This is a genomic window from Pseudanabaena sp. PCC 9330 (assembly GCF_055795045.1).
Map to the genome: position 1 here is coordinate 627,288 of NZ_JAYFES010000115.1, position 17,542 is coordinate 644,829.

Consider the following 17,542-nt stretch of genomic DNA (forward strand, 5'->3'; position numbering starts at 1 on the left):
TTATATCTTACCCCTAGAGAAACTAAAGCCCCCGGAAACTCGATGTTGCCTGGGGCTTTAGCGAGTTCTAGAGAGTTCTAGAGAATTTTTGTCTAGCAGCCAATACCCAGATATTGGAAACCAGCCCGCACCATGACTTCGCGATTGAGGAAGTTGCGGCCATCGATCAGGATGGGACTGTTCATGCGCTGGGCCATAGCCGCATAGTCTAGGTCTTGAAACTGTTGCCAGTCAGTCACGAGTACCAGAGCATCGCAGTGGTCAGCCAGATGCTGGGCATCGGTTTCGACAATCACCCCGCTGAGACCGTGGCGCAGACCGCTCTGAGAAACAATAGGGTCATAGGCTTTTACCTTGGCCCCTAGGCGATTGAGCTGCTCGATCAAGATCAATGACGGGGCATCGCGCATATCGTCGGTGTCGGGCTTAAAGGTAAGCCCCAGCAGCCCCACGGTCTTGCCCTTGAGAATCTTCAGCACCTGCTGGAGCTTCTCAAGAGTGATTTGACGCTGGCGATTATTCACATCCACAGCGGCCTTTAGCAGTTGAGCCTCGTAGCCATAGTCGTCAGCGGTGTGAATCAGCGCCGAGACGTCTTTAGGGAAGCAAGACCCGCCCCAGCCAATACCCGCCTGCAAAAATTTCTTGCCAATGCGAGAGTCAAGGCCAATGCCCTGGGCGACCTGGGTGACATCGGCTCCGACGCGATCGCAGATATTAGCGACCTCATTGATAAAGCTAATCTTGGTCGCCAAAAAGGCGTTAGAAGCATATTTCACCATCTCTGCCGAACTCAGATCGGTCACCACCACAGGCACTGGTTCAGTAGTTTGATTTTCGGCAAACTGACGCTCTACGATCGGAGTGTAGAGCTCTTTCATCATGGCGATGGCGCGGGGGCTGTTGCTGCCCAGCACGATGCGATCGGGATTAAAGGTATCGTAGACTGCCGACCCCTCCCGCAAAAACTCAGGGTTGCTGACCACGTCAAAGTCAGCGGTCATCTCTGGGTGAGCGACTTCGGGAATGCTACCAGCAGTGACCGGCACCTGCTGCCGCTCGGTGACGCCATCCATGACAATCATGCGCACCCAGTCGCCCGAGCCGATGGGCACCGTAGATTTGTTGACGATCACCTTGTAACCCCCATTCAGGTGAGAGCCAATGCCTTTTGCCACGGCTTCTACATAGCGGGTGTCGCTCTCGCCCGTAGGCAGCGCCGGGGTGCCCACCGCAATGAAGAGAATGTCACCGTGCTCAACGCCAGCCTTGAGGTCGGTCGAAAATTGTAGATGCCCTGCGGCCATAGAAGACTTCATCAACTCAGAGAGGCCAGGCTCAAAAATGGGCGACTGCCCAGACTGCATGAGCTTGACCTTTTCTTCATTGACATCAATGCAGACCACATCGTGGCCCACGTGGGCTAGGCAGACACCCGTGACTAGGCCAACATAGCCCGTGCCAATCACACATACTTGCATAGAAAATTTCCTTAAAGCTAGGGGTATTTAGATAGAGAATTGATGGCCGCCATTTAAGGCTGGGCTACCCTAGGAGGCAGCTAAGGAAGGCACTGTAGACGTAAGCACCGCTGGCGTGAGACGAGCCTGAAAGTCTTCAACGGTGAGCTTGAGGCCCTCTTGTAGAGGTACCGTAGGATGCCAATCAAGAAAAGTTTTAGCCCGAGTAATATCTGGCTTGCGGCGCTGGGGATCATCCTGGGGTAGGGGCTTGTAGATTAAGTCAGCGTCAGGGTTCACCATCTGCTGCACCGCTTGAGCCAGCTGTAAAATAGTGTACTCATCGGGGTTGCCCAGGTTGACCGGGCCAATGTAGTCGCCATTCATCAGACGCATCAGACCGTCTACTAAGTCAGACACGTAGCAGAAGCTTCGGGTTTGGGCACCGCTGCCGTAGACCGTCAGAGGGTTGCCCTGAAGCGCCTGCACCACAAAATTGCTTACCACTCGACCATCGTTCTCAAGCATTCGAGGGCCGTAGGTGTTAAAAATGCGGGCTACCCGAATATCGACGTTATTTTGGCGGTGGTAGTCAAAGGCCAGGGTCTCAGCTACTCGCTTACCTTCGTCGTAGCAACTGCGAATGCCAATGGGGTTGACGTTACCTCGGTACTCTTCAGACTGGGGATGCACCTCTGGGTCACCATAGACCTCTGAAGTAGACGACAGCAAAAACCTTGCCTTTACCCGCTTGGCTAAACCGAGCATGTTCATAGTGCCCAGGACGTTAGTCTTAATGGTTTTGACGGGGTTGTACTGGTAGTGCACCGGGGAAGCAGGGCAGGCGAGGTGGTAAACCTGGTCAACCTCCAGACGGATGGGCTCGGTCACATCGTGGCGAATGAGCTCAAAGTAGGGGTGGTCTAGCCATTGCAGCAAATTGCGCCGGTGACCCGTATAAAAATTGTCTAGGCAGATAACTTCATGCCCCTCGGTCATGAGGCGATCGATTAGATGGGAGCCAATGAATCCGGCTCCGCCGGTCACGAGAATTCTCATAGGGCAGTGATTATTAATTAGGTTTATCAGCGGGTGGGTAGTAACCAATAATTTAACTTGTATCTAAATTTAACTCCTGTCTAAATGCCACCGTTGAGTTGCCGATGGGCAACCCAGAAAAATTGTTGCTTCCCTTACTAGCTCTTCGTAAAGTTTTGTAGGACTCATACCTTAGGGAGTCTATTTTTTACGGTACGCATTTGAATAAGTAGCGTTTCCACATCTATGAACCCTCCCTGCTGTCTTTTTGCATATGGCACGCTGAAGCCGGGTGAGCGTGCCTTTGCGGAGCTATGCCAGCCCTTTGCGATCGCCACTCAACCGGCCCAAACCCCAGGCCGTCTCTACCATCTGCCCCTGGGCTACCCGGCTATGACCCTAGAGCCCGGCGGCTGGGTGCAAGGAGTGCTGCTGACTTTTGCCAGCTCGACTGTCTTGGCAGATCTGGATGTTTTTGAAGATTACTACCCCGATCGCCCGGCTGACAGCGAATACCAGCGCCAGCAGCAGCCTATCTATGACCTACGACAGCAGCCTTTGGGCGGTGCCTGGGTCTACGTGATGTCACCCGGCAGAGTTATCACCCTGGGTGGTCGATGGCTGCCTGGGGGAGCATGGTCTGAGGACAATCAGGGCTAACCCAAAGCAAAGCCTGCAAAAACAAAGGGCGCTGCCAGTAATGGCAGCGCCCTCTACACTCAAAAACTAGCTAAGTAGTTTAGAAGCGGAAGGTGGCACGTAGAGCGCCCCAGAAACCAGTGTCATCAACACCGGGAAGGCCAAAGTTTGCATTCCCGTAAATGACAGCAGGAGTGATGGTCATGAACTGGTTGAAGGGAATTTCCCAATAACCTTCAACTAGGAAGGGATTTTCAGGGCCCGTGGTGGGAAGTTGGCCACCGTAGACACCAAGTTGAGAACCTTCAGCCAAAAAGTCCTTGAAGCCAACACCAGCAGTCCAGCTGAAGTCATCCCCACCATCGAAGCTGCTGAAAGCACCATGGCCAGCGATGAAGAAGCGACCGAAGTCGAAGTTCACAAGACCAGCAAAGGTGTCGGTGCTGCCAAGGATGTCACTGTGCAGGTAAGTAGCAGCAGCATTGAAGACGCCATCGGTCAGGAAATTAAGCTGAGCGATGTAGCTCTGGCTGCTGGCAGCGAAGATACCAACGGAAGGATCGGTTGCACCAAAGGTGGTGATACCGGTCGCAACATCGGTGGAGTTGTTGGCTGCGGTGTAGCCCAAGTCAAGAATGATGTTGTCGGTGAAAGCGATGTTAAAACCAACACCGGCACCGTTGGAGGTGCTGCCGAAAGCATCATAGAACTGAGGGCCGCCGGCATCAGCCACAGAAGGCCCATCAAAGGGAACGATGGTGCTGGTGACCCAGTCATCGGCTACTAGGCCACGAGCAGAAGCGGTAACGGTAACTCGGCTACCAACAGGGAAGCTGTAGTAGAAGTCGTCGATACCAACGTTGTAGTTGGGGCCGCTGTTGCCAGCATTAGCCAGACCGCCTAGTACACCTGGAACAATGGCATTGCCATCGCCAGATTGAAGACGAATGCGCAAACGGTCGTTGCCGGTGAAGCTGGAGTCAAAGTTCAACCGTGCACGAGCTGCAATGCTGGTGCTCGTTTCGCCAGTCACAATGTCAAAGGGAGTGACTAGGTGGAAGTCGGCCTGACCAGCCAGCTTGGTGGTGGTAGAGAACTGCTGAGCGCGCAGGGTAGCGGTTTCAGCTTCTAGAGCATCGACGCGACCGCGCAGGGTAGCCAGCTCAGCCTGGAACTCTTCTTGCAGGCGACGGATGGTGGCCAAGTCGTCGGGGTTGATGCCGGACTGGGCGATCAGGGTAGCGATGACGTCCAAGCAGGAGTTGAGACCAGCGGCGAACTCAAAGCGAGTTAGGGGACGCTGACCACGGAAGGTGCGGTCGGGGTAGCCCTGAATACAGCCGTAGTTCTCAACCAGGCTTTGCAGCGCTTGGAAAGCCCAGTCGGAAGGCAGCACATCGGTGAGTTCCGACACGCTGGTGATTTGAGCCAGTTGAATAGAATCTTGGTCGAAGCTGCTGACCTGGGTGGTGACAGCAGACTCAGCTGCGATCGCGCTCCCAGAAATAGCTACAGCCGCACCCAGAGCAGCGGGAGCAGCCAGCAAAGATTGCCAGAGTAGTTTAGCCATGCGTAGTTTTCTCCTCACACCTTATACAAGGTTATTGTGTACCTGACAAAGGGATTGACCTAAGCCAATCTCTCGAAATACGGAACAGACTCGACCCACCACAGAGCAGAGTTGCTGAACCTTGCGTACATCTCAAAACGATAGTAGCAGATATACTCACCATCGGCTAGATAAGATTTGACCTTGAGTGGCCAAAGCTTGTCAATCTAACTGGCGGTAAAGACGCTCTATCTGTGCCTAAGGTTCCCGGATGGAGGCAGAATAACCCTATTGATCAGAAGAAAACTTGGCCCTGGCGGAGCTGCACCCCCTGGGCCCTGGGCTAAACCTCGTGAAGGAGGAGGCTCTGCGGCGATCGGCAGAGCCTCCAAGAGGTCTCGATCTAGAACCGGAAGGTGGCGCGCAGAGCACCCCAGAAGCCGGTGTCATCTGTACCGCCCAGGTTGGTATCCCCATAGATCAGGGCCGGGGTGATGGTCAGGAACCGGTTAAAGGGCACTTCCCAATAACCCTCGATGAGGAAGGGATTGTCAGCCAGGACGGTGGGAAGTTGGCCTCCATAGACACCAAACTTCGAGCCTTCTACCAGGAGGTCGTTGAAACCCAGGCCGGCAGTCCAGCTGAAGTCATTGGTGTTGCCGCTGCCATTGTCAGCAAAGGTGCTGTAGGCACCGTGGCCAGCAATAAAGAAACCACCGAAGTCTAGGTTGACCAAGCCAGCGAAGGTATCAGTAGACCCCAGCCTACCGGCAGCAGCACCATCGCTGTGCAGGTAGGTAACCGCAGCATTGAAGAAGCTGTCGGTCAGGAAGTTGAGCTGGGCGATGTAGCTCTGGTTGCGAGCTGCAAAGAGACCAACGTTGGGATTGGTGGCACCGCCAGGGTTGCCAGCGGTGTAGCCCAAGTCAAGGGCAATATTGTCGGTGAAATTGATGTTGACACCCAGACCAGCACCGTTGGACGAGCTACCGAAAACATCGTAGAACCGAGGACCACCGGCATCAGCTACGGAAGGGCCGTCGAAAGGCACGATGGTGCTGGTTACCCAGTCGCCACCTGAGAGGCCGCGGGCCGACGCAGTGACGCTGATGCGGCTACCCACTGGGAACCTGTAATAAAAGTCGTCAACAGCTACGTTGTAAGCCCCGCCGCTAGCGTTGGCCAGGCCGCCGAGGGTGGCCGGTGCAACGGCGTTGCCATCAGCCGATTGCAGGCGAATGCGCAGGCGATCGCGACCGGTAAAACTGGAGTCGAAGTTGAGCCGAGCCCGAGCGGCAACACTGGTGCTGGTCTCGGTGGGTAGGGTATCGAACGGCGTAACGATGTGGAAGTCAGCCTGACCACGCAGTTTGGTGGTGGTGGAGAACTGTTGGGCGCGCAGGGTGGCGGTTTCAGCTTCTAGGGCATCGACGCGACCGCGCAGGGTGGCCAACTCAGCCTGGAACTCTTCTTGCAGGCGACGGATGGTGGCCAAGTCGTCGGGGTTGATGCCGGACTGGGCGATCAGGGTAGCGACCACGTCTAAGCAGGAGTTGAGGCCAGCGGCGAACTCAAAGCGGGTCAGGGGACGCTGGCCACGAAAGGTGCGGTCGGGGTAGCCCTGAATGCAGCCATAGTTCTCAACCAGGCTTTGCAGCGCTTGGAAAGCCCAGTCGGAGGGCAGCACGTCGGTGAGCTCTGACACGCTGGTGATTTGAGCTAGCTGGATCGAGTCTTGATTGAAGTTGCTGACTGGAACGGTAGATGTAGCTTCGGCTGCGATCGCAGAGCCAGATACAGCCACCGCAGCAGGCAGGGCCAGCAGAGATTGCCAGATAGACTTAGTCATTCAATATTTCTCCTCACACCTTAAGCAGACTAATGGAGGCAGTTCTATGCCGATAGACCACTATCTACAGGCATAGAATCGCCGCAGAATCATTGAACTTGATGCCGGAGAGGGAAAGATATATCTGCGACAACAAAGCGACAGATATATCCCTGCTCTCGTCTGTGCATCATGAACAAAACTATCTGAGTCCGCTTAGGGCCGCGTCAAAGGAGCATTAACCCTGACTGACCATCTCACTAAGAACGGATTAAATCTTTCTTTTGGGGCGAGGCGAGCGGGACAGGGATGACCCCTGGGGTCTTCTCGAATGCCTGTGGCTTGTCTCCGCAGGCTTGCCATGTAGCGCCTTACCCTAGGGAAGAAATGATCGAGGCCAGGGCAAAGTCTTTCTCGGTCAGCCCCCCGGCATCGTGGGTGGAGAGGGTAATCACCACTTTATTGTAGGAAATCTCTAGATCGGGGTGATGCCCAGCGCTTTCGGCGGGCTCTACCAGCTGATTGACAAAGTCAACGGCGGCGATAAAGTCTTTGAACTTGCGCGTGCAGGTAATGCTCTTGCCGCTCAAACTCCAGTCGGGGAGCTGGGTGAGGTGGGTTTGGATGTCGCGATCGCTGAGGAGAGTGGCCATGGTAGAAAGGGGATATAGTGCCCCTTAATCCTAGGGCGGTGAGTTTGCGATCGCATCTAACCGAGGGCTACTTAAGCGCTGCCGTTTGAGTATTGCCCCTTTAAAAGCTATCCGCCCCTGCCAGGGGAAGAAACTCTTCCTAAGCAGGGGCGGTCTAGTTGGATCTTAGGTTGAACCTGACTGCCGGGAGGAACCCTACTCAGCCAGCTTCGAGAGCTTAGCCAGTTGCCGAAGCAGCGATTTGCCTAGACAGCCAGCACTGAAGCTAGAGTACAGCCCCGGCACACAGCCGGCTGATCTCAACCTGAAGACCCATACGTTTACTACTCTCTTGCATGGGCATCACCTCCTGAGTGGCTAAACGATAAAATCTGTAGAGCTAACTGCCGTAACAGCGGCATTACTCGTAAATTAACACAATATTTCTAGCTGTGTCAGAAATATTCCAGGCTTTGCAGGGCTGGTGGCCGGTGACGCTACCTCCTGTATTGTTTCCCAACCTCACTCTATGGTCTTCTATGCCCCTGATTTCCCCGCCTTTGATATCTGAGATGACCCTAGATGCCTGGCTGCAAGCCTGGCTACAAGAAGACATGGGTCGGGGCGACTGGACTACCGCTGGGCTGGGCGATCTGGTGCAGCGGCCCGGTCAAGCGATCTGGGTCACCCGTGCCCCAGGCGTGGTGGCGGGGCTACCCTTTGCCCGCCGGTTGTTTCACCGGCTCGATGCCGAGAGTAGCTTTACGCCCCTGGTGGCGGAGGGTGATGCCTGCGCCAAAGACACCACCATTGCCCAGATTGAGGGCAACCTGGCGGCTCTGCTCACCGGGGAGCGCACGGCGCTCAACCTGGTAATGCGCCTGTGCGGTATCGCCACAGCCACCCGCCAGTACGTTGACCAGCTGGCCCATAGCCCCACGCAATTTGTCGATACCCGCAAGACCACCCCTGGCCTGCGCCAGCTCGAAAAGTACGCTAGCCGAGTTGGGGGCGCGATCAACCACCGGCTGGGGCTCGACGATGCGGTGATGATTAAAGATAACCACATCGCCGCCGCTGGAGGAATTACCACTGCGGTGGCCTACATTCGACAAGCGATTCCCTATCCGCTGACGGTGGAGGTAGAGACCAGTTCTCTGGCCCAGGTTGATGAAGCGCTGGGCTGCCCTGTCGATATCATCATGCTCGACAACATGTCGCCAGAGACCATGGCAACGGCGGTGGCCCGCATTCGTGAAGCCAGGCCAGAGATCAAAATCGAGGCTTCGGGCAATGTCACTCTAGACACCCTGGCCTCTATTGCTGCCACGGGGGTAGATTTTATCTCTAGCAGTGCCCCGGTCACCCGGGCCCCCTGGCTGGATATTAGTATGCAGATGGTATCGCTCTAGCTTGCTCTAACCGGAGGTGACCGATGATTTTAACCACAGGCCCCAATGTCGATGGGCGGCAGGTGACTCAGTACTGCGGCATTGTCCATGGCGAGGCTATTTTAGGTGCCAATATTTTCAAAGACTTTTTTGCGGGCATTCGCGATGTGGTTGGGGGGCGATCGGGGGCTTACGAGCATTCTCTCCGCCAGGCCCGCAATACCGCGATCAAAGAGATGACCCAGGCGGCAAAGGAGCTGGGTGCCGATGCCATCATTGCCGTCGATGTTGACTATGAGTCGCTGGAGATTACCAACGGCGGCAACATGCTGATGGTGGCCGCTAGCGGCACGGCGGTGCGGTTAGATTAGAACAATTCTGGCAAAAAATGCCGAAGAACTCCGCTTTTGCTCGAGGGCGCAAGCCTTGCGCCCCTACATGGGGTATCTTTTTGCCCAGAAATTTCTTAGAGCATCTGCGGGCGATTTAGTTGCCGTCGATCGCATACTTTTTGAGGTCAGCCAAGGACACGTGCTCTACGGCGGCAGCGTGGGTGGCTGCCAGCACTACCGGCGGGGCAACACCATCCTCAAGGGCTTCTTGCCAGCGGGCGGCGCACAGGCACCAGCGATCGCCCGGCTTTAGCCCCGGAAACTGAAAGGCCGGTACTGGGGTAGAGAGATCGTTGCCCTGGGCTTTGGTATAGGCCAAAAACTCGGTGGTGACCTGGGCGCAGACTACGTGCACCCCCAGGTCACCGGCCCCCGTGGTGCAACAGCCGTCGCGGTAAAAGCCGGTCATGGGGTCGGTGCTGCAAGGCAGTAGTTCGGTTCCGAGTACGTTGGTGGCGCTAGCCATGGGTATTGTCCTCAGGCGGAATGGCAGATGATACGAGGGGCCGGGGGCAGCCTGGCGTAGGCTTTTAATCTATCGCTACGGGCGGCAAGCTTCAACCCGAGTAGCCCTGGAGCGTTAATCGCCTAAGGCAAGGCGGGCGTTGACGGCGATCGCCTTCAGATCTGGCACGGTAGCCGCTTCTCCATAGCCCGACTCGGTCAGCCACAAAAGATACTCGATGTTGCCCGCTGGGCCAAGCAGGGGCGACCAGGTGAGACCCCGGTAGACCCAGCCTAGGGCTTGGGCGGCGCTGAGAACGCTGGCGATCGCCGCCGCCTGATCGCCTGGGTCTCGCACCACGCCTTTTTTGCCGACGCGATCGCGCCCCACCTCAAACTGCGGCTTCACCAGGAGCACCGCTTCCCGAGGTGGCACCAACAGCGCCCAAAATGCTGGCAGCACTTTGGTGAGCGAAATAAATGACACATCCATTACTCCCAGGTCGGGGCGCGGGTCGCCCTCGCTGTAGAGCTGATCGGGGGTGAGGTGGCGCAGGTTAGTGCGTTCGCGCAGCACTAGGCGCGGGTCTTGGCGCAAGGCCCAGGCCACCTGGCCGTAGCCCACATCGACGCCGTAGACTTTCTCTACTCCAGCTTGTAGCAGACAGTCGGTAAACCCACCGGTTGAAATACCGCCATCTAGGGCAATGCGGCCTGCAACCGAGAGGGGAAACTCCGTCAGCGCCTGGGCTAGCTTTTCGCCCCCCCGAGAGACAAAGGGCGATCGCGCCTTGACCAACAGTTCGACGGTCTCTGGAAACGTTGTGCCCGGTTTATCGACGACGGCATGGTTGACCTGCACCTCCCCAGCGCGAATCAGCCGCTGGGCCTGTTGGCGAGACTCACACAGCCCGCGTTCTACGAGTAGGGCATCGAGACGTTGTTTGGCCATGGTCAACTCTTAAATCCCTTTTCCTGGGATCCTTCCTTCTGGCTCGGAGCTGAGACGGCTAGCCCCCGCCGACCGGCGATTTGTTCGAGCTGCTGTTTGACCAGGTCGAGGCCGGGTTTGGTGCCCTGGCGATCGTAGCGATCGCAGGCTTTGAGTAAGGCCTGCACCGCCAGGCCATCGGTGCCCATGTTGGCGTAGGCTAAGCCACCGTTGTGAAAGGCCTCGGCGCAGTCGGGCTCGATGGTCATCAGAGCGGTGAACTGGTCGATGGCGGCGGGGTATTGGCCCTGGGCAAAGGCGGTGCAACCCGCCTCAAACTGAGCCCGACCGTCGGCGCTGAGGGGAATCGACAGATCGACCACCGGAGCGGGGAACAGGGGGCTATTGCCCAGGGGCCGCCGGTAGGCCCAGACCATGACCCCCATGCCAAAGCCTAGAATAGCCAGCACTACTGATAGCCAGATCGCCAATTCCACTGGGTTTTGCCTCCACATATATGGTTTACCCGCCCTAGAGGTATCTGGGGCTGATACAAATCCTGCCTGCCTACTCTTCTGCGCGGCTGCGGCGAATTCGCATACGCTCTTTCATCCCTTCGACAAAGTCACTGCTCAACTGTTCTTGCTCTGCCTCTAGCTGGGCCTCTTCGGCTTCGCGGTCGAGGGCTTTTTGCAGGTTGGCCACGTAGAACTCCATTTTGTGGTCATCGACGGCGTCGGGGCTGCCGGAGGTGAGAATTGCCCGCACAATGCCAAACAGGCGATCAGGGAAGCGCTGGAGCATAAACGATTGCCGACGCAGGCTACCAAAGTCGTTGAAGTAGCGAAACTGGCCCATGTGGCCATAGACCCGCGTCGGCACCCAGGGAATGATCTGGGGCGGAATCAGCGGCACGATGTCGTTGTTGTTGACGTAGCGGACGATGCGATCGCCCATGCGCTTATTCATGTAGTTGACCAGTTTCCAGCCGGCCACTCGGGGTTGGCCATAGGTATAGAGCCCGCTGACCTTAAAGCCCTGGGTTTCGAGAGAAATGGTTGCCACCGCCGCTAGGGCACCACCTAGACTGTGGCCTGTCACCCACAGCTTAGTGTCGGGGGTCCACCACTTGCGCAGGTAATAGATCACCTGCTTTTCGACGCTCTGCCAGGCGTCTAAAAAGCCCCGGTGGACGCGACCGGTAGGGGGGATAGATTCTTGATCGGCCAGTACCGTAAATTCTTTTAGGCGAATTTTTAGGTTAGTCTTCCAGTCGGCGAGCTGCTGAGTACCTTTGAACACCAAAATCAGGTTGTCGCCCTTGCGAAACATAAACGCTTGGGTGTTGGTCATCAGCATATTCAGGTACTTGAAGTTCATGCGAATGTCGCGCTCGCTCACTTCTTCGCCTTCTCGCAGCCAGTCTTTGATCACCTCGACCACGTATTGCCGATTTGACATCCGCTTCCAGCGGTTGTCGATGTCGTCGCTCAGCCACAGCCGTGAAATGTCGGTCACGTATTCTCGGTCTTCGTAGACTAGGTGAGCGGCTTTGGCCAGGCACAGGGCTCGGTAGGTGTCGTACTTACTGTCTGCCTCAATGCCGCTAAAGTCGTGGGTGCTGTAAGGGGGCGGCAAAATCTTGAAGCCGTAGCGCTCAAACAGGTTTTGTACCCGTCCGTAGCCCGCCCAGTAGATATAGTGAAACAGCTTGTCGTAGAAACCAGAGCCGCCCTTGCGACGATAGCGGCGATCGCCAATTAAATTAATCCAGTAAATAATAAATGGCTTGATCTCCTCGGCGGTTACCAGCCCCGACTCGATCATGATCTCGAAGTACTCTAGCCCGCTGAGAAACGAGTCAAACCAGTCGCGCAGGGCAATTTCAATGACAAACTCTTCGTTGTCGTACTGCTGCACCAGCTCTAGGGTTTTGGGAGCAATGCTGTGGTTTTGGTCGGCCAAACGCTTGATTTCGTCGAGGCCGTTGCGCATTTTGACCATCTGGTCGTGCGATCGCAGTGCCCGCCTCAGGCGATAGTCATTGGCCTCAAAGCCAATCAGCCGACCATCCTCGGGGTGGTGGATATAGAACGTGCGGTACTCCTCATAGTCGAGAATATCCAGCACGTTTTTGACCGCCTCTCGCTCTCGAAAGGCCTTCACCTCCTGGCGAGCCAGATCGACCCGTCGCCAGCGGCGCTGCTGCTGGTAAAGGCACAGCACCGTGAGCACTAGCAAGATGCTGCCCAGCAGGCCTAGCCCCAGCAGCAGCAGCTCTGGCGACAGATCTATCGCTCGCCTGAGGCCTCTGGCGAGGCGGCGGGGCATCGACCAGGCGATCGTCTCTGCGGCCCCCAGAAGCGCTAGCGCCTGTCCCTGGTTGGCGGGGGCAGCCCCCAGGGCAGTCATTTGGGCCATGGCCACCGTGGCCCACGAGGCCCCCGTTGTTAGGCCCAGCGTAGCCCCCACCAGCAGCCAAAACCGACGCACAGCCATAGTCTCTTACTACCCAGTCTCAGTGTTTGCCCTGATGCTATCGGAAAAATCAAGGCAAATATGCAAGGTTTGACGGGAATTTTGCCGGATCCACGGCTATTGCCAAACTGTTACATCTCTCTATTTATCTCAAAAATGCCATTAATCTAAATTGACGAGCAGTTCACACCCTACCTGGGCAGAGCCATGCCCAAGGCCACAATGCCATGACCCAAGCAGAGTTAGAGTGCCAGTTCCGGGCCGATGGCCGGGTAATCTCTGCCAATGCTGCCTACTGCAATTACTTTGGCTGGGCTAAGGCCAGTCTAGACCAGTGTGCCCAGCCACCCCACCTGGCCCAGGGGCTAGAGGGGTGGCCCCAGCTCAACCTGCTCACCCTGACTCCCAGCCATCCCCAGATTAACCACGAGTCAAGCATTCGGACGGCGACTGGCGAGGTGCTTTGGCAGCAGTGGTACAACCAGGGCCAATTCGATGCCCAGGGCCAGCTAACTGAAATTCGGGCGGTGGGGCGCGACATTACCCGCTACAAGCTGGCCGAACTGCGCCTGCAACAGCGGGTCGAGCGCGAGCAGACCCTGGGTCATTTGGTCGATCGCCTGCGCCAGAGCTTTAGCCTAGACGACATTTTTGCCGTCGCCACCCAGGATGTGCGGCAGCTGCTGAGCTGCGATCGCGCCTCTATTTACCAGTTTGACCCCGACTGGAGCGGCTACTTTGTGGCTGAGTCGGTCGCCAATGGCTGGCTGCCCCTAGTTGGCCCCGATGCCCGCACCGTATGGGCCGACACCCATCTACAAGAGACCGAGGGGGGCCGCTACCGCCGGGGTGAAACCTTTGCCATCGACGATGTCTACCTCAGTGACCACACCCCCTGCCACCTAGATATTCTGGAGCAGTTTCAGGTGCGGGGCTATGCGATCGTCCCGATCTTTAGCCAAGTAAAAGGCCAAGCCCAGCTGTGGGGCCTGCTCAGCGCCTATCAAAATAGCGGCCCCCGCCGCTGGCAGCCAGAAGATATGGCGCTGTTGTCCCAGGTAGCCCACCACCTGGGTGTGGCCCTGTACCAAATTACCCTGCTAGAGCAAGCCCAGCAGGCCAGAGCCGCCGCCGAGCGCGCCAGCCGCGCCAAGAGTGAGTTTCTCTCTCACATGAGCCACGAGCTGCGCACCCCCCTCAACGCCATCATTGGCTACGCTCAGTACTTGCTGCGCGACCAGACCCTGACGGCAGACACCCAGAGCTACCTAGACACCATCAACACCAGCGGCGAGCACCTGCTGAGTTTGATCAATGCCATTCTCAGTATGGCCAAAATTGAGGCGGGCCAAATGACCGTTACCGAGACGGCCTTTAGCCTACCCGACCTGGTGCAGCACCTGATCGACATGGTGCTGCCTCGGGCCAATGCCAAAGGTCTAACCCTGACCTTCACCGTCGATGAAGCGGTGCCTGCCTATATCCGCAGCGACCAGGGCAAACTCCAGCAAATCGTGCTCAACCTCCTGGACAATGCCCTCAAATTTACCGAAACCGGCAGGGTGAGCTTGGCTGTGCAGGTGGCACAAGACCCCATCCCCAATGACGAAACCACGGCCACCCTGCTGTTTACCGTCAGCGACACTGGGCCTGGTGTTGGCGACGACCAGGCCCAGGCGCTGTTTCAGCCCTTTGGGCAGGCCGAGGCTGGACGCGCCATTCAGGAGGGCAGTGGTCTCGGCTTGGCGATTAGTCGCCAGTTTGCCCACCTGCTGGGGGGAGATCTGACCCTGGAGAGCTCTACTGCCGCAGGCAGCACCTTTTGTTTGCGGCTGCCGGTTACCTCAGTCCACCAAGTGGAACTCAAGCCCCGCCGCCCCACCCGCCGCGTGGTGGGGTTGGCTGCCGACCAGCCATCGGTGCGCATTTTGGTGGCCGACGACAATGAACCCAGCCGTCGCCTCATGGTGACGCTGCTAGAGTCTGTGGGCTTTGAGGTGCAGGCGGCCACGAACGGCCAAGAGGCCATTGACCAGTGGCGCACTGGGCAGCCCCAGCTGATTTTTATGGATCTGCGGATGCCGGTGCTCGATGGCTACCAGGCGACCCAGCAGATCAAAGCCACCGCTGCGCCACCGATAATTTTGGCTCTGACCGCCAGCGCCTTTGACGAAGAGGAACAGGTGGCCCTCGGCAGTGGCTGTGACGGCTTTTTGCGCAAGCCGATTCGGGAGGCCGAGCTGTTCGACGAGATTTCGCGGTGTCTCGGGGTACGCTATCTATATGGCGATCGCGACGTTCCTGCCCCCCCGTCACAGCCCGCTGCCGCCGTAGATTTGGCGAGCATGCCCGACGAATGGATTGCCAACCTCTACGAAAGTGCGATCGCGGTCAACAACCAGGCTCTCACCGACCTAATCGGGCAACTTTCTGAATCCCAAGCCCCCTTGGCCCAGGCCCTACGGCAGTGGGTGCAAAACTTTCGCTGTGACAAAATTGTCGAACTGGTGGAGCGAGTTCGTGGCGCAACGACCGAGGCCGATCATCCTAATCGTAGATGACACTGCTGAAAATTTGCGGGTGCTCAATGCCGCTCTCTCTAACCAGGGCTATGACGTGCGGGGGGTGATCAACGGTGAAATGGCCCTACGCGCTGCCCAGGCCGCCCCCCCCAACTTGATTTTGCTCGACATTCGGATGCCTGGCCTCAATGGCTATGAGGTCTGTCGTCGCCTCAAGGCGGGCGAGATAACCGGCAACATTCCGGTCATTTTTCTCAGCGCCCTGGGCGACAGCCTAGATAAGGTGCAGGCCTTTGCGGTGGGCGGAGTAGACTACATCACCAAGCCCTTTCAGCTCGACGAGGTGCTGGTGCGGGTCAAAAACCAGCTCATTTTGCAGGCAGCCCAAACCACCATTCAGCAGATGAACCAGCAGCTAGAGCAGCAGGTCAAGCTGCGCACGGCTGAGCTCGACGCCACCAACCAAAGCCTGCGTCACGAAATTGAAGACCGCAAGCGGATTGAGCAACATCTGCGGGAGTCCGAAGCCCGCTACCGGCTGGTAGCCGACCACATCAGCGATCTGGTGGGGCTGCACACCCCCGATGGGCGCTACGTCTATCTCAGCCCGTCGTGCAAGGGGGTATTGGGCTATGCCGCTGAGGCTCTGGTCGGTCGCAGCCTTTACGATCTGATTCACCCCGACGATCGGGAGCGAGTGCAGTTACAACTGCAAACCCTGCACCAGCCCGGCCAGGTGTTGTCGATAGTCTACCGGGTTGCCCAGCGATCGGGAGACTATATCTGGGTTGAGACCCTAGCCCGATCAATTGCGGGCGATCGCGGTCAGATTAGCCAGGTGCAGACCGTCTCCCGCGACATCACCCAGCGGGTGCAGGCCGAAGAGCAGCTGCGCCACCACACCCTCTACGACGAGCTCACCCAGCTGCCCAACCGCACCCTGTTTATGGAGCGGGTCAACTATGTTCTGCACCAGGGGCAGCACCAGCAACCGTTTGCCGTGCTGTTTATCGACATCGATCGCTTTAAGCTGATCAACGACAGCCTGGGCCACATTACCGGCGACCAGCTGCTCATGGCTGTTGGGCAGGTGCTCAGTAGCTATCTGCGCTCCCTCGACACCCTGGCCCGCTGGGGAGGCGACAAATTTGCCCTACTGCTGCCCGAGCTCGACGACATGACCAGCGCCGTCGACGTGGCCACTGCCATTCAGGCCGGGCTAGAGCAACCGATCGCCCTCGAACACCAGCCCGTAGTGGTCAGCGCCAGCATTGGCATCGTCTGGTCGGCCCCCCACTACCAGAGCGGCACCGAGCTGGTGCGCGATGCCGAAATCGCCATGTACCGAGCCAAAAGCCAAGGTCGAGCCTGCTACGAAGTGTTCGACCCCGAGATGCATCAAGAAGTGCTCCACCGCCTCAACCTCGAGCACGATCTGCGCCAAGCCCTAGAGACCAATCAGCTCCAGGTGTACTTTCAGCCCCAGGTCGATCTGGCTACGGGCCGGTGGGTGGGGCTAGAGGCGCTGGCCCGCTGGCCCCACCCCACCCAGGGCATGATTAGCCCTCAGGTGTTTATTCCCATTGCTGAAGAGTCTGGCTTGATTGGGGCGATCGGCGAATGGGTGCTGCGAACCACCTGCGCTCAACTCCGCCAGTGGCAGCAGCAGTTTCCAGATATTCACCTCTACGGCAGCGTCAACGTGGCCAGCCAGCAGATCCAGCGGCCAGGGTTTATCGCTATGGTCGATCGCGCCCTGGCCGATACCGGGCTAGCCCCCACCTACCTGCACCTCGAAATTACCGAGCGCGCCCTGATCGAAGACACCGCCCACAGTGCCGAGGTGCTGACCACCCTACGCCAACGCCACATTTCTCTCAGCCTGGACGATTTTGGCACCGGCTACTCGTCGCTCAGCTATCTCCAGCGGTTTGCCCTAGACGTGCTAAAAATTGACAAATCCTTCATCCAAGCCATCCACCCTGACAACAGCCAGCCCGAAGCTATGGGGATCATTCGCGCCATTCTCGGGCTGGCCCAGGCGATGGATATGACCGTCGTCGCCGAAGGCATAGAAACTGGCTACCAGCACCAGTTGCTCCACCAGCTGGGCTGCCAGACGGGGCAGGGCTATTTTTTTGCCCATCCCCTCCCGGCTACAGGCATCACCGCTCGCCTAGATAGCCAATCTCAAGCCAGCATATCGGGCTGAACCAAATAGATGTAGGTGAGCCCCAG

14 protein-coding genes are annotated in these 17,542 nt (G+C 57.5%); 5 read left to right on the forward strand and 9 right to left on the reverse strand.

Annotated features, from left to right (window positions below):
* Positions 1-92: 92 nt before the first annotated feature.
* Entirely contained in the window at positions 93-1,481 is a 1,389-nt protein-coding gene (locus tag AC0QKW_RS20080; RefSeq protein WP_473152863.1) for a UDP-glucose dehydrogenase family protein, read from the reverse strand.
* A 69-nt stretch (positions 1,482-1,550) separates the two neighbouring features.
* Entirely contained in the window at positions 1,551-2,519 is a 969-nt protein-coding gene (locus tag AC0QKW_RS20085; RefSeq protein ID WP_473152864.1) for a UDP-glucuronic acid decarboxylase family protein, read from the reverse strand.
* Positions 2,520-2,744: 225 nt separating this feature from the next.
* Between AC0QKW_RS20085 and AC0QKW_RS20090 the strand changes: the two genes are divergently transcribed.
* A complete protein-coding gene (locus AC0QKW_RS20090) occupies positions 2,745-3,158 on the forward strand; it encodes a gamma-glutamylcyclotransferase family protein (RefSeq protein ID WP_473152865.1) in 414 nt (137 codons plus the stop codon).
* A 79-nt stretch (positions 3,159-3,237) separates the two neighbouring features.
* On the opposite strand, the gene AC0QKW_RS20095 is transcribed toward AC0QKW_RS20090, so the two are convergent.
* From AC0QKW_RS20095 to AC0QKW_RS20105, 3 genes are all read right to left on the reverse strand, one after another.
* Positions 3,238-4,707 carry an iron uptake porin gene (locus tag AC0QKW_RS20095; protein ID WP_473152866.1) on the reverse strand — a complete coding sequence of 490 codons (1,470 nt, stop codon included), beginning with the start codon at positions 4,705-4,707 and terminating at the stop codon, positions 3,238-3,240.
* A gap of 382 nt (positions 4,708-5,089) precedes the next feature.
* Positions 5,090-6,535 (reverse strand): iron uptake porin, encoded by a 1,446-nt coding sequence (locus AC0QKW_RS20100; protein ID WP_473152867.1) that lies wholly within the window; start codon positions 6,533-6,535, stop codon positions 5,090-5,092.
* Between the two features lie 350 nt (positions 6,536-6,885).
* On the reverse strand, positions 6,886-7,167 hold the full coding sequence (locus AC0QKW_RS20105) for a 4a-hydroxytetrahydrobiopterin dehydratase (RefSeq protein ID WP_473152868.1): 282 nt from the start codon (positions 7,165-7,167) through the stop codon (positions 6,886-6,888).
* Positions 7,168-7,685: 518 nt separating this feature from the next.
* Here AC0QKW_RS20105 and nadC point away from each other — a divergent pair.
* A complete protein-coding gene (gene nadC / locus AC0QKW_RS20110) occupies positions 7,686-8,558 on the forward strand; it encodes a carboxylating nicotinate-nucleotide diphosphorylase (RefSeq protein ID WP_473152869.1) in 873 nt (290 codons plus the stop codon).
* Positions 8,559-8,581: 23 nt separating this feature from the next.
* Positions 8,582-8,908, forward strand: a complete 327-nt coding sequence (locus AC0QKW_RS20115) for a heavy metal-binding domain-containing protein (protein ID WP_473152870.1) — start codon at positions 8,582-8,584, stop codon at positions 8,906-8,908.
* A 115-nt stretch (positions 8,909-9,023) separates the two neighbouring features.
* On the opposite strand, the gene AC0QKW_RS20120 is transcribed toward AC0QKW_RS20115, so the two are convergent.
* The 4 genes from AC0QKW_RS20120 to AC0QKW_RS20135 form a co-directional block, all read right to left on the reverse strand.
* Complete coding sequence (locus tag AC0QKW_RS20120; protein WP_473152871.1) at positions 9,024-9,395, reverse strand: DUF2237 family protein; 372 nt, start codon at positions 9,393-9,395, stop codon at positions 9,024-9,026.
* A gap of 114 nt (positions 9,396-9,509) precedes the next feature.
* Entirely contained in the window at positions 9,510-10,325 is an 816-nt protein-coding gene (locus AC0QKW_RS20125; RefSeq protein ID WP_473152872.1) for a TlyA family RNA methyltransferase, read from the reverse strand.
* A 2-nt stretch (positions 10,326-10,327) separates the two neighbouring features.
* Complete coding sequence (locus AC0QKW_RS20130) at positions 10,328-10,801, reverse strand: hypothetical protein (protein ID WP_473152873.1); 474 nt, start codon at positions 10,799-10,801, stop codon at positions 10,328-10,330.
* A gap of 70 nt (positions 10,802-10,871) precedes the next feature.
* Complete coding sequence (locus AC0QKW_RS20135; RefSeq protein ID WP_473152874.1) at positions 10,872-12,803, reverse strand: lipase family protein; 1,932 nt, start codon at positions 12,801-12,803, stop codon at positions 10,872-10,874.
* Positions 12,804-13,009: 206 nt separating this feature from the next.
* On the opposite strand from AC0QKW_RS20135, the gene AC0QKW_RS20140 reads away from it, so the two are divergent.
* Together AC0QKW_RS20140 and AC0QKW_RS20145 are read left to right on the forward strand one after the other, a co-directional pair.
* The gene (locus AC0QKW_RS20140; RefSeq protein ID WP_473152875.1) at positions 13,010-15,343 is read left to right on the forward strand and encodes a hybrid sensor histidine kinase/response regulator; all 2,334 of its coding nucleotides are present in this window, start codon (positions 13,010-13,012) and stop codon (positions 15,341-15,343) included.
* Positions 15,303-17,516 (forward strand): two-component system response regulator, encoded by a 2,214-nt coding sequence (locus AC0QKW_RS20145; RefSeq protein ID WP_473152876.1) that lies wholly within the window; start codon positions 15,303-15,305, stop codon positions 17,514-17,516. Before AC0QKW_RS20140 ends, AC0QKW_RS20145 begins: the two co-directional genes overlap by 41 nt.
* Positions 17,517-17,542 lie beyond the last annotated feature (26 nt).

Excerpts from the sequence above, each read along its gene's own strand:
- AC0QKW_RS20080 (WP_473152863.1), bottom strand. The coding sequence starts at position 1,481 with ATGCAAGTATGTGTGATTGGCACGGGCTATGTTGGCCTAGTCACGGGT.
- AC0QKW_RS20085 (WP_473152864.1), bottom strand. The coding sequence starts at position 2,519 with ATGAGAATTCTCGTGACCGGCGGAGCCGGATTCATTGGCTCCCATCTA.
- AC0QKW_RS20090 (WP_473152865.1), top strand. The coding sequence starts at position 2,745 with ATGAACCCTCCCTGCTGTCTTTTTGCATATGGCACGCTGAAGCCGGGT.
- AC0QKW_RS20095 (WP_473152866.1), bottom strand. The coding sequence starts at position 4,707 with ATGGCTAAACTACTCTGGCAATCTTTGCTGGCTGCTCCCGCTGCTCTG.
- AC0QKW_RS20100 (WP_473152867.1), bottom strand. The coding sequence starts at position 6,535 with ATGACTAAGTCTATCTGGCAATCTCTGCTGGCCCTGCCTGCTGCGGTG.
- AC0QKW_RS20105 (WP_473152868.1), bottom strand. The coding sequence starts at position 7,167 with ATGGCCACTCTCCTCAGCGATCGCGACATCCAAACCCACCTCACCCAG.
- nadC (WP_473152869.1), top strand. The coding sequence starts at position 7,686 with ATGCCCCTGATTTCCCCGCCTTTGATATCTGAGATGACCCTAGATGCC.
- AC0QKW_RS20115 (WP_473152870.1), top strand. The coding sequence starts at position 8,582 with ATGATTTTAACCACAGGCCCCAATGTCGATGGGCGGCAGGTGACTCAG.
- AC0QKW_RS20120 (WP_473152871.1), bottom strand. The coding sequence starts at position 9,395 with ATGGCTAGCGCCACCAACGTACTCGGAACCGAACTACTGCCTTGCAGC.
- AC0QKW_RS20125 (WP_473152872.1), bottom strand. The coding sequence starts at position 10,325 with ATGGCCAAACAACGTCTCGATGCCCTACTCGTAGAACGCGGGCTGTGT.
- AC0QKW_RS20135 (WP_473152874.1), bottom strand. The coding sequence starts at position 12,803 with ATGGCTGTGCGTCGGTTTTGGCTGCTGGTGGGGGCTACGCTGGGCCTA.
- AC0QKW_RS20140 (WP_473152875.1), top strand. The coding sequence starts at position 13,010 with ATGACCCAAGCAGAGTTAGAGTGCCAGTTCCGGGCCGATGGCCGGGTA.